Origin of the sequence: Streptomyces erythrochromogenes (assembly GCF_040684695.1) — a bacterium.
GTDB classification, from domain to species: Bacteria; Actinomycetota; Actinomycetes; order Streptomycetales; family Streptomycetaceae; genus Streptomyces; species Streptomyces erythrochromogenes_C.
Window position 1 is genome coordinate 309,012 of sequence record NZ_JBFBGM010000006.1, and the last position, 10,456, is coordinate 319,467.

Annotated in this window: 11 protein-coding genes and 1 tRNA gene; 7 read left to right on the top strand and 5 right to left on the bottom strand. The window is 73.2% G+C overall.

Annotation, left to right across the window (positions count from 1 at the left end; translation table 11 throughout):
• Positions 1-17: 17 nt before the first annotated feature.
• The 6 genes from AB0O53_RS13290 to AB0O53_RS13315 all read left to right on the top strand — a co-directional run bounded on the left by AB0O53_RS13290 (position 18) and on the right by AB0O53_RS13315 (position 2,624).
• Entirely contained in the window at positions 18-452 is a 435-nt protein-coding gene (locus AB0O53_RS13290) for a roadblock/LC7 domain-containing protein (RefSeq protein WP_350992051.1), read from the top strand.
• Positions 453-523: 71 nt separating this feature from the next.
• Positions 524-862 (top strand): DUF742 domain-containing protein, encoded by a 339-nt coding sequence (locus AB0O53_RS13295; protein ID WP_350991541.1) that lies wholly within the window; start codon positions 524-526, stop codon positions 860-862.
• Complete coding sequence (locus tag AB0O53_RS13300; protein WP_350991543.1) at positions 840-1,460, top strand: GTP-binding protein; 621 nt, start codon at positions 840-842, stop codon at positions 1,458-1,460. Before AB0O53_RS13295 ends, AB0O53_RS13300 begins: the two co-directional genes overlap by 23 nt.
• Positions 1,460-2,005 (top strand): GAF domain-containing protein, encoded by a 546-nt coding sequence (locus tag AB0O53_RS13305; RefSeq protein WP_350992053.1) that lies wholly within the window; start codon positions 1,460-1,462, stop codon positions 2,003-2,005. Before AB0O53_RS13300 ends, AB0O53_RS13305 begins: the two co-directional genes overlap by 1 nt.
• A 78-nt stretch (positions 2,006-2,083) precedes the next feature.
• Positions 2,084-2,446 carry an MmcQ/YjbR family DNA-binding protein gene (locus tag AB0O53_RS13310; RefSeq protein ID WP_350991545.1) on the top strand — a complete coding sequence of 121 codons (363 nt, stop codon included), beginning with the start codon at positions 2,084-2,086 and terminating at the stop codon, positions 2,444-2,446.
• A gap of 104 nt (positions 2,447-2,550) precedes the next feature.
• A tRNA-Pro gene (locus tag AB0O53_RS13315) sits at positions 2,551-2,624 on the top strand.
• A 169-nt stretch (positions 2,625-2,793) separates the two neighbouring features.
• Here AB0O53_RS13315 and AB0O53_RS13320 read toward each other — a convergent pair.
• From AB0O53_RS13320 to AB0O53_RS13335, 4 genes are all read right to left on the bottom strand, one after another.
• Positions 2,794-4,155, bottom strand: coding sequence for a carotenoid oxygenase family protein (locus AB0O53_RS13320; RefSeq protein ID WP_350991547.1), 1,362 nt, complete (start codon positions 4,153-4,155; stop codon positions 2,794-2,796).
• A gap of 301 nt (positions 4,156-4,456) precedes the next feature.
• Positions 4,457-6,460: an AAA family ATPase gene (locus AB0O53_RS13325; protein WP_365195211.1), complete on the bottom strand. Its 2,004-nt coding sequence runs from the start codon at positions 6,458-6,460 to the stop codon at positions 4,457-4,459.
• A 118-nt stretch (positions 6,461-6,578) separates the two neighbouring features.
• Positions 6,579-6,971: a nuclear transport factor 2 family protein gene (locus AB0O53_RS13330; RefSeq protein WP_350991551.1), complete on the bottom strand. Its 393-nt coding sequence runs from the start codon at positions 6,969-6,971 to the stop codon at positions 6,579-6,581.
• Positions 6,972-7,078: 107 nt separating this feature from the next.
• The gene (locus tag AB0O53_RS13335; RefSeq protein WP_365195214.1) at positions 7,079-8,320 is read right to left on the bottom strand and encodes a cytochrome P450, cyclodipeptide synthase-associated; all 1,242 of its coding nucleotides are present in this window, start codon (positions 8,318-8,320) and stop codon (positions 7,079-7,081) included.
• Positions 8,321-8,558: 238 nt separating this feature from the next.
• Here AB0O53_RS13335 and AB0O53_RS13340 point away from each other — a divergent pair, with 238 nt between their 5' ends.
• Positions 8,559-9,131, top strand: a complete 573-nt coding sequence (locus AB0O53_RS13340) for a GNAT family N-acetyltransferase (protein WP_365195217.1) — start codon at positions 8,559-8,561, stop codon at positions 9,129-9,131.
• Between the two features lie 58 nt (positions 9,132-9,189).
• Here the strand turns inward: AB0O53_RS13340 and AB0O53_RS13345 are convergent, their stop codons facing one another.
• Entirely contained in the window at positions 9,190-9,993 is an 804-nt protein-coding gene (locus tag AB0O53_RS13345) for an IclR family transcriptional regulator (RefSeq protein ID WP_350991557.1), read from the bottom strand.
• Positions 9,994-10,456: the final 463 nt, after the last annotated feature.

The window sequence follows — 10,456 nt, forward strand, 5'->3', positions numbered from 1 at the left end:
GCAAGGAGCGCACCCCCATGAGCGGCGACATGGCGACGACGACCGGCGGCCGGCTCTCCGACCTCGACTGGCTGCTCGGCGGCCTGGTCCAACGCGTGCCGTACACCCGCAGTGCCGTACTGCTCACCGCCGACGGGCTCGTGACCTGCGTGCACGGTATGGACCCCGACAGTGCCGACCACATGGCGGCCCTCGCCTCCGGCCTCTACTCGCTCGGCCGCAGCGCCGGCGCCCGCTTCGGCGACGGGGCCGAGGTCCGGCAGGTCGTCGTCGAACTCGACACCGCGCTCCTCTTCGTCTCCGCGGCCGGATCCGGGACCTGCCTGGCCGTCCTCGCCGACCGGGAGGCCGACGCCGGCGTCCTCGGCTACGAGATGGCGATGCTGGTCAAGAGCGTCCGCCCGTACCTCGCGGCCGCGCCCCGGCGGCCCGCCGCGAACGCGGAGCGATGAGGGCCCACGGCAGGGGGGCGTACGGGAGAGGGCGGGACACACCATGGCTCGACGACTCGGCGGGGCGGGTGATGCGCCCGTACACCGCCAGCGGCGGCCGGACCAGACCGGGCATCGCGCTCGACCTGCTGTCGCTGATGACCGCGACCGGCGTGCGCCCGCGCATCCCGCTCGGGGCCGAGCACACCCTCGCGCTGCGGTTGTGCGCCGGCTCGGCGGCGGTCACCGTCGCCGAGCTGGCGGGCCAGCTGCGCCTCCCCGCCGCGGTGGTCAAGGTGCTGCTCTGCGACCTCATGGACCACGGGGCCGTGATGGCGCAGTCGCCGCGGTTCCCGGGCGGAAGGTCGTTCGCCGCCGATGACCAGTCCCTCCTCCTGGCGGTGCTCGATGGCCTACGCAGACGACTGTGACACCCCCGCGACGTTGAAGGTGCTGGTCGCGGGGGGTTTCGGGGCGGGGAAGACCACCTTCGTGAGCGCGGTGAGCGAGATCGAGCCGCTGAGCACGGAGGAGCTCCTCAGCGACCTCGGCGCCGGCGCCGACCCACTGCACGGGGTCGAGGCCAAGACCACGACGACCGTCGCGCTCGACTTCGGCCGGATCACCCTGGACGACCGCCACGTGCTCTACCTCTTCGGCACGCCCGGCCAGCACCGCTTCTGGTTCCTGTGGGAGGAGCTGTGCGCGGGCGCGCTCGGCGCGGTGGTGCTCGCGGACACCCGCCGCCTCGCCGACTGCTTCCCGGCCGTGGACTTCTTCGAGCGGCGCGGGATCGGCTTCATCGTCGCCGTCAACGAGTTCGACGGCTGCCACCGCTACTCGCCCGACGAGGTCCGGGACGCGGTGGGCCTGGGGCCCGAGGTGCCCGTCGTACGGTGCGACGCGCGCCTGACCGCCTCCGGGACGGTGACGCTCGCCGCCCTGGTCCGTCACCTGCTGTGCACGTCCGCGGCCCGATCACCATCGACCACATCGACGCCGTTGTTACCAGAGTCGGGGGAAACGTGATGCTCTACTACGAATCGACCGGACACCTGCTGCTCACGCCCGTGGACCGGGAGGCGCCCGCGCGCGCCGTGCGGCTGCGCGAAATGGGGCTGGGGGAGCGGGTGGACACCGAGCTGGACGCCTTCGCCCGGCGTGTGGCGGACGTCCTCGACGCCCCTTACGCGGGGGTGAACTTCGTCGGCGAGGAACGCCAGTTCTTCGCGGGCCTGCACCACGCGCCCGATGCCCCCGAGAGCGGCTACCCGGCACGGGTGCTGGCCCGCGACCACGGCTACTGCCCGCACGTGGTGGTGCGCAGGCGTGCGCTGGTACTGGAGGACGTGCGGGACTTCGCCCGCTTCGCCGGCAACGCGGTGGTGGACGGGAGCGGGGTCCGTTCCTACCTGGGGGCGCCGCTGACGGACCGGCGCGGGATCGTCCTGGGCACGGTGTGCGCGGTGGACGTGGTGCCGCGGCGGTGGGGGACCGACGGGCTCGCCACCGTGAAGGAGCTGGCGGCGGAGCTGGTGGCCCTGCTGCACGAGCGGGAGGACCGGCGCGCGTGAGCGCCGTTGTCGGTGGCGGGGGCTACGGTCGTCGGACGAGGAACCACCGGAGCCGGAGACCGGAGAGGAGTCCCGGGGATGGCCACTACCGTGCAGGACGTCCGCCTGATCGCACTGTCCCTCCCGGACAGCACCGAGAAACCGGCATGGGGCATGCCGACCTTCCGGGTGGGCGGGAAGATCTTCGCCGCGCTCGCCGACGACGACACCTCGATCGGGGTGAAATGCCCCAAGGAGGAACGGGCCGAGCTGATCGCGGCGGAGCCGGAGAAGTTCTTCGTGCGCGCGGGCCACGACGACAACTACGCGTGGATCCGGGTCCGCCTGGCAGCGGTGCAGGACGAGGCCGAGCTGCGCTCGATCCTGACCGACTCCTGGCTCCAGGCGGCTCCGAAGCGCCTGATCGCGGCCCATCCGGAGCTGACCACCGGAACCGCCTGACCTGATCGCGGACCGGTGACGGAAAGGCGCGCGCGACCACCCACAGAAATGCGGTATCGTTCTCATGCGCGTTCGGCCAGGGGAAACCCCAGGTCAGCGGGTATCGGGACGTGGCGCAGCTTGGTAGCGCACTTGACTGGGGGTCAAGGGGTCGCAGGTTCAAATCCTGTCGTCCCGACTGTGCTTTTCGCACGTCGGAGGCCGTTCTCTCGTTCACGGGAGAGCGGCCTTTCGCATGTCCGCCGACCTGGGCCACCGCCGCAGACGGGCTCGCAGGCGCCGTACGACGTTCCGCGGGCCGTTCCAGAGCGCTCTGGAACGGCCTCCGGCGTGTCGGGGAACCGGGGTCAGGCCGCGCTGTCGGGGGTGTCGGGGATCCAGGATCCGTGGAGGCCGGCGGTGACGCGGTGGGGGAGGTGGACGGTGGCGACGGTGCTCAGGCCGGCGGCGTCCAGGACCAGGAGTTGCGAGGCGTCCTGCTTGAGGTCGGAGACGACGGTGAGGAGGTAGCCGTCGTCCTCGTTGGTGGCGCCCTGGGCGGGGACGTAGACGGCTTCGCTGGGCAGGCGGGCGTCGCCGACCTGGTGGATGCGGCGGGCGCCGGTGGTGCGGTCGTACTTGACGAGGCCGTAGCCGCCGAGGCCGTTCTCGTCGGGGAAGGCGATGGCGTACTGGTAGCGGTTCTCGGCGCCGAGGTACTCCTCGTTGAGGGTGGGGAACTCGACGGGGAGGTCGTCGATGATGCGTTCGTCGACGGTGCCGGCCTGCATGTCGATGGTCCAGCGGCGGGTGTAGGAGCGGGAGACGGGTTCGCTGCCGCGGCCGGGGGCGCCGGTCCACCAGTTCCAGGAGAGGCGGAAGCCCTCGCGGTCGACGGTGGGGCCCTCCAGGACGATGCGGCCCTGGCCGTCCTCGTAGGCGTTGGAGACGTGGAGCATGTTGCCGGGTTCGATGGAGTACCAGCGGACGTGGTGGTGTCCGTCGGTGCCGCGCGGCATCACGCCGATGCGGGAGGGCTGCTGGTCGCTCCAGCCGTAGGGGATGCCGGAGTGCTCGGTGGGGTCGAAGGTGACGTTGCCCTCGATGAAGACGACGTGCCGGCGGGTGAGGGCGAAGTCGTGCTTGAGGGAGGCGGTGGCTCCCGGGACCTCGGCGGTGTGGACGAGGGTGCCCGTGGCGTCGGCGACGTGGTAGGTGAGGAACGGGGGGAAGGGGGAGGAGGCGAAGAAGTGGAGTTCGCCGGTGACCGGGTCCTCCTTGGGGTGGGCGGTCATGGCGGTGCGGAGCTTGCCGTCGAAGTCGTAGGCGCCGACCGTGCCGAGTTCGGGGTCGAGCTCGAACGGCAGGTTGGCCTCGCACAGGGCCAGGAGCCGGCCGGCGTGTTCGATGATGTGGGTGCCGGCGGCGCTGGCCGTGAGGTCGGGGCCCTTGTCGGTCATGTAGGGGGCGCCGTCGAGGGCGGGGGTGTGGACCCAGCGGTTGCGGTACCACTCGGCGCGGCCGTCCTGCAGCCGGATGCCGTGGACCATGCCGCTGCCCTTGAACCAGTGGGTGGGCGTGACGCCGGGCTTCGGGTTGTGGCTGTTGCGCAGCAGCCGTCCGGACAGCTCCGGCGGCAGGGTGCCCTCGACACGGAGGCCGGTGGCGGTGACCTCCTGCGCGACAGGGGTGAAATGGCCGGTCAGGTAGGGCGGCTTCGCGGTGGTCATGACGAGATCTCTTTCTCGAGGTGGGTGGGCCCGGCGCGTACGCCGTCCACGGCGGGTGCACCGGGGCCGGCCGCGGGCGATGCTCCGCCCCGGGCCGGCTGCCCCGCGTCCCGGCCCCGGGCCGGACCCGGCCCGCGGGGCCGGTCCGGCGCCCGGTCCGTCCGGGTGCGTACGGCGTTCATGGCGCACAGACTCGCCCCGACCGCTGTCCACTCTCCAGGCCCGGCGGGGGCGGGGGGTGTCCACTGCTGTCCGCACCTGTCCACCCCGTCCCGCCGGGCGCCCCTCCACGGGCGCGGGCCTACGGGCGCGGGCCCCGGAGCTCCAGCTCCCACAGCGCCTCGCCGAGCAGGTCGAGGCCCTGGCGCAGATGGCGGCGGTAGGTGCCGTACGGGAGGCCGAGGCGGCGGGCCGCACCCTCCTGGGTCGGCACGCCGGAGAAGTACCCCGTGGTCAGGGCCTCGCGGGCGCGCACCCCGCGCGGGTCGCGGGCGAGGTCGTCGACGGTCCGGCGCAGGAGTGCGCGCAGCTCCTCGACGGGATCCCCGAGATCGGCGGCGAGCCGGGTGCGCATCAGGGCGCAGGCGGCGAAGGCGCTCGGGTCGCGCCAGTGCGCCAGCGCTTCGCGCACGGCCTGGTCGAAGGCGGTGCGCGAGACGGCCGCCGGACCCGCCGGGACCGGGACCTCGGGGGCCGATATGAAGTGGAACAGCCAGGTCTCCACGGGGACCTCGCGCCAGTCGACGCCGAACACCCCGTAGGTGTGAGCGCCGACGCGGGGGCGCTCCCCGGTGTCGCGCAGGGTGCCCCCGACCCGCTCGGCCCAGGCCTCGGCGTCGCGGAAGACGGCGAAGCCGAAGGCGCGGCCGCGGGCCCGGGCCGCCTCCGCCTGGGCCCGGGAGCTGCTCAGGTCGATGACCCGCGAGGGCACCTGGTACTGCTCGGGGTAGACCGAGAAGCGGCTGATCCCGATGTGCTCGCCCGGGCTCACCGGTGCGGTGGACTCGGTGTACCGCCATGCGGCCGCGACCACGGGATCGGCGGCGAGGTCCTCGGGGTCGGCAGGGGCCGGCAGGGCGAGCCGGGCCGTGAAGGCGACGATCCGGCCGGTGCTCACGAGGCGGTAGACGCTGAAGGCCTGCGGCTGGCGCCGCGCCCAGTAGCGGACCAGTTCCGCCGATTCGGGCCCCTCGGTCTCCTCGGCCATCCGCAGGACGACGTCCATGTCGTCCGGGTGCAGGGGGCGGTCGTGCAGTTCCTCGTCGCGGGACCAGGTGCGCAGCCGGGACAGGGTCTCGCCCTCCCGGAAGAGGTAGAAGAGCTCGTCGGTGACGGTCCACACCCGCTCCTCGGGCGCCTCGCGCAGGATGCGCAGGTACTCGTCCGCCAGGCGCCCCCGGATCGCCTCGAAGGCGTTGGGGGCGCGCCAGCGCAGGTCGGCGGCGAGCGTCTCGCGGGCGGCGTCGTGCGGGTGGAGGCCGCGGTGCGTGGACTCCATGAAGGGCAGGTCCCGCAGCCAGGAGAACAGCAGGTGGGCGTCCTCTCCGGGCAGTACGCAGGACAGCAGCTCCTCGGACGTGGAGTGGGCCTGGGCCGCCACTTCCAGGGCGCGTCGGTGGGCGGCCGTCGGGACCTCCCCGACCAGCCCGGCCAGCAGTGTGCGCAGGACGTCCGCCGACGGGGCCCAGATCTCCTCCCGGGCGCAGCCCGCCGATCCCGCCGCGGCGGCGAGGGACAGGGCCAGCGGGTTGCCGCCGGCGAAGCGGAGCACCCGGTCGCGCAGTTCGGGCCGGATCCGCGCCGCGACCAGCAGGCTGCGGGCCTGGTCCTCGGAGAACGGCTCCAGTTCGCTCACGTGCAGCAGCCCGGACCAGGCAGGGTCGGCGGTCCACTGGGGCTGCGGGGCGCGCCGTCCGGCCAGTACGACCAGGGTGTCGTCCGCGGCGCGGGGCAGGAAGTGGTGCCACAGCCAGCTCTCCAGCCACTGGCAGTGGTCGAAGGAGTCCACGAACAGGACCGTGCCCGGTACGTCGAGGAACGGTCCGGCGGCGTGCTCGAAGTCGATCGGGTCCCGGCTGACGAACCGGCCGTCGAGTTCGACGAGCAGCCGCCCCGCCTCGCGGGCGTGGTCGGCCAGCCGCCTCAGCAGCGTGGACTTCCCGATGCCGCCCGGCCCGCACACGTAGAACGCGAACGGGGCCTGCGCATCGCCGTCCAGCGCCTGCCCGAAGAGCCCGAGTTGTTCCTCCCGGCCGATGAAGGCCTGCACCCGGGCCCTGCTGAGTCTTTCCCCTACGGACGCCATGAAGTGTCCCCTCCTCCTTGTTTCCGGCACCGGCGCTCTGTGAGCCCGCGGATGCGGAGAGCGCTCTCTTTCGCTTCGGACCGCCTCGTCGGAGCTCCTGACGGAGCCCCCGTTCGCGTCACTTGACGCTGCCGAGGTTCCCGTCGTCGGGGTGGCCGGTGACCAGGAGGGTGGTCTCCTCGACGCTCTGGAACCGGCCGTCGGGGGCCATGCGGGCGAAGAGGTAGACCTCGGTGCGGGAGGTGCGTCCGTTGTGCTGGGTGATGGTGACGGTGTGGCGGTCGGCATAGCGCGGCCCGTCGCGCAGTTCGTCGTGGACCTCGATGTCCCCGCTGCGGACCAGGGTGCGCAGACGCGTCATGTGCTGGACGAAGGAGGCCCGGTCGCCCCACACGCCGTCGGTACGCTGGCGGTAGTCGGGGGTGAAGTGCCGCTCGACGGCCTCGTCGAGGTCGAGGCCGGGGGTGAACAGCAGGTCGTTGATGGCTCTGGTGATGTCGGTCGTTGTCATCGTCGTCTTCGCCTCGGGGAGTGGGGGGTGTGCGGTAACAGGCCTGTGGAGACCGGGGAGTACGGGGCTTCGCCGCCCCCGGCCGGGGCCGCCCTGCAAGACGGCCGTCAGCCGCGGCGGGTTCCACCCGCGCGGACGGGAGTGAAGTCCAGCGACAGCGAGACCGGGCCGCGCGTGTACAGGCCGGTCTCCCGGTAGCGGAACCCGGGGCTGTAGCGGACCTCGTCCAGCAGGGGCAGGAGCAGCGCGGCGACGGTCTCGATCTCGGCACGGGCGAAGGCCGCGCCGACGCACTGGTGGAGTCCGGCCCCGAACGCCAGGTGCTGGGCGGCGGCGGTGAACGAGCGGGCCGTGCCCAGGTCCGCGCGGTGGATGTCGAAGGTGTCCGGGTCGGCGAACGCGTCCGGATCGCGGTTGGCCGCGCCGATCATGCAGAAGACGGTGGCGCCCGCCGGGACGGCGGTGCCCGCGAGGACGGTGGTCTCCTGCGTCTGGCGGGGGATGAGCTGGACGGGCGGGGTGAGGCGCAGGGTCTCGGCGATCGCGGCGGCCAGCAGGTCCGGGTCCCGGCGGACCTGTGCCATCTGCCCGGGGTGGTCGATCAGGTGCTTGAAGAGCAGGGCGATGGTCTTGTCCGCGGGCTCGGCGGCCGCCACCAGCACGTTGATGATCAGCGCGGTGACGTCGCGGTCGCTCATGGTGACGCCGTCGAACTCGGCGGTGCACAGCTTCGACACCAGGTCATCGCCGGGCCGGCTGCGCCGCCGCCGGATCACGGGGGCGAGGTAGGCCTCCAATCGCTCCGCGCAGTCCAGGCAGTGCCGGCGGCGCTCGGGGGTGAGGTTCAGGCCCGTCACGAACTCGGCGACCCCGGCGTGCCAGTCGGCCACCTGTTGCCAGTCGGCTCTGTCCAGGCCGAGGACGTCCAGGGCCACGTGCACGGCGAACGGCTTGCCGAAGTCGTTGACCAGGTCCACCCGGCCCCGGGGGAGGAACGGGGCGATGAGCTCCGCGGCGTTGGCGTGGATGGCGCGTATCTGGTCCTGGAGGGCGGATCCGGTGAATCCCCGGATGACGATCTTCCGCTTGGCGGTGTGCTCGGCGCCGGTCATCTGGGCGAGGACCCGCCCGCGCATCACGGGCTCCGCACGCACCTGCAGCATCTCGGTCGTGAACGCCTCGTGGTCGGTCAGCACCCGCTTCACGTCCTCGTGGCGGGAGAGGAACCAGCTGTCGATCGCCGGCTCGTAGTGCACCGGAGCCTGCTCCCGCAGCCGGGAGTAGAAGGGGTGGGGCGCGGCGGCGAACTCGTCGGACAGGACGCTGAAGGACGGATGTGCCAGGGGCATGTTTCGGACTGCCTCTCGAAAGGTGCGCATCGCACGAAGCGGGGGGTGGGGGTGCGCTCGGCGATCCGGCCGAGGACGGTGCCGCCGCCCGTCGACCGGCCCGCGGCGCAGGCGAACGCCCATCCGACCACGGCCCGTGCCGCGCGCGGAAGTTCGACGGATATTACCGATGCCGGACGAACGGCCGGTCCGTCGCCGCCTACCGGTGGTCCGCCGCCCCCCGTGGCACTGTGGCCCCATGGCCATCGAAGTCCGCCCCGCATCGGTCATCGAGGACGTGCGCACCCTGCTCGGCCCGAAGTCCCCCGGGGCCAACGTCTGCTGGTGCCTCAGCTACCGGGTCCCCTCGAAGCTCAACAACGCCCTCCGCGGCCCTGCCCGGGGCGAGTACGTCGCCGAGCTGTGCCGCGGCGCGATCCCCCCGGGGGTCCTCGCCCACGAGGACGGCGAGCCCGTCGGCTGGGCGGCCGTGGCGCCGCGCGCCGACACCTCCTTCGCCCGCAGCCGTACGATCCCGCACGTCGACGACCTGCCGGTCTGGTCGCTGTGGTGCGTCCGGGTGCGCCCCGGCCACCGCAGGAAGGGCATCTCGCACGCCCTCATCGCGGGCGCGGTCGAGTTCGCCCGCGCCCACGGCGCACCCGCGATCGAGGCCTACCCCCTCGACAACGGCGAGGCCCGGGCCGACCCGACGATGGCGTACGCGGGCCTGCGCAAGAACTTCGAACGCGCCGGCTTCGTGCACGCCGCCGACACCACCTCCGTACTGGCCGGTCACCCCCGGGTCCTGATGCGCCTCGACCTGCGCTGAGCGGGCGGGAACGGGCGGGGCACCGGACGCCGCCGCCCGCCCCGCCCGCAGCCTCCCGCTAGTGCGGCCGCGCCATCACGGCGTGCGGGGCGGTCCGGCCGGCCGGGCCCCGAGGGGCCTCCCACTCGCGGCGCGGCCGGGCCGCGGGCGGAGGCAGCTTCGACAGGTTGGCGCTGACCATCGCCGCCGTACGGACGGCGGCCTCTCCCAGCGGGGCGACCTGCCTGCCGTCCAGCGAGGTAGCCGCCACGGCCGCCACCACCTGCCCCGTCCCGGCGTACACCGGAGCCGCCACGCACGACAGCTCGCTCACGCAGCTCCCGTACTGGAAGGCCATCCCCTGCTCCCGGGCCCGTGCCACCTCCCGCGACCACGCGGCCCGGGACCACCCCTGCGCAGGGCCCGCCTCGGGAGCCGACGCCGTCAGGACCAGCTCGGCCGCGCTCCCGGGCGGCAGGACGACACCGGGATACAGCGCGAACACGTCGTCCACCTCGCTGCGCGTGCTCCCGACGACCAGGGCGTGCCCCGCCTCGGGCACCGACAGGCTGACGCTCAGCCTCCCACCCCCGACGGCGGCGAGTTCACGCAACGGCCGCGCCGACGCGGCCCGCAGCGCCCGCGCCGGATGCCACGCCTGCCCCAGCCGGAACGTCCTCGGGCCCAGCCGGTAGCGGCCCGAAACGCTCTGGACGGCGCCCAGCGCGACCAGCTGCCCCAGCAGCCGGTGCGCCGTGGCCTTCGGCAGTTCGGCGTCCGCCGCCAGCCTGGTCAGGCCGACTTCGTCGCCCTGCGCGAGCACCTCCATCAGCGCGAACGCGCCCTCCAGAACTCCCCGCCCCTCAGTGCCGGATCTGGCCATGAGCGGATCCCCCTCTCGCACGGACGCCATCGGTCGGATGGTGCCCGTAACTCCCCGTTCGTCCCGGCTCATCAGCAAGAACGGTGGTGCCGCCCTCCGCTTCCGCCGGTCCGTTGAACGGACCCGATCATTGCCCGCAACACCACGATCGCGCCAGGGTGTTGTCACCCAGGGACGAGCGGATCAGCCCCTCACGGAGCACGGAACGCCCGTCCGCCAGGAGCGACACAAGGAGGATCCGATGAGCGCGATCAAGACCGGCGCCAAGCAGTTCAAGTACGTCATGGGCGCCATGACGGCCGTCTTCTTCGGTTCTTGTTCTGCCAGCTGACGCAGATTCGGGGGGTGGGGGGGGGGGGGCCCCCCCCCCCCCCCCGCCCCCCCCGGGGGCCCCCCCGCGGGGGCGGGGGCCGGGGGGGGCCGGGCGGCCGGGGATTAGTTTTGCCCCCAGTGTGGGTCTAGG

What these genes read in the sequence shown, in the direction of transcription:
- AB0O53_RS13345 (WP_350991557.1), bottom strand. Translation starts at nt 9,993, where the DNA reads ATGGCCAGATCCGGCACTGAGGGGCGGGGAGTTCTGGAGGGCGCGTTC.
- AB0O53_RS13305 (WP_350992053.1), top strand. Translation starts at nt 1,460, where the DNA reads ATGCTCTACTACGAATCGACCGGACACCTGCTGCTCACGCCCGTGGAC.
- AB0O53_RS13300 (WP_350991543.1), top strand. Translation starts at nt 840, where the DNA reads ATGGCCTACGCAGACGACTGTGACACCCCCGCGACGTTGAAGGTGCTG.
- AB0O53_RS13330 (WP_350991551.1), bottom strand. Translation starts at nt 6,971, where the DNA reads ATGACAACGACCGACATCACCAGAGCCATCAACGACCTGCTGTTCACC.
- AB0O53_RS13310 (WP_350991545.1), top strand. Translation starts at nt 2,084, where the DNA reads ATGGCCACTACCGTGCAGGACGTCCGCCTGATCGCACTGTCCCTCCCG.
- AB0O53_RS13335 (WP_365195214.1), bottom strand. Translation starts at nt 8,320, where the DNA reads ATGCCCCTGGCACATCCGTCCTTCAGCGTCCTGTCCGACGAGTTCGCC.
- AB0O53_RS13320 (WP_350991547.1), bottom strand. Translation starts at nt 4,155, where the DNA reads ATGACCACCGCGAAGCCGCCCTACCTGACCGGCCATTTCACCCCTGTC.
- AB0O53_RS13340 (WP_365195217.1), top strand. Translation starts at nt 8,559, where the DNA reads ATGGCCATCGAAGTCCGCCCCGCATCGGTCATCGAGGACGTGCGCACC.
- AB0O53_RS13290 (WP_350992051.1), top strand. Translation starts at nt 18, where the DNA reads ATGAGCGGCGACATGGCGACGACGACCGGCGGCCGGCTCTCCGACCTC.
- AB0O53_RS13325 (WP_365195211.1), bottom strand. Translation starts at nt 6,460, where the DNA reads ATGGCGTCCGTAGGGGAAAGACTCAGCAGGGCCCGGGTGCAGGCCTTC.
- AB0O53_RS13295 (WP_350991541.1), top strand. Translation starts at nt 524, where the DNA reads ATGCGCCCGTACACCGCCAGCGGCGGCCGGACCAGACCGGGCATCGCG.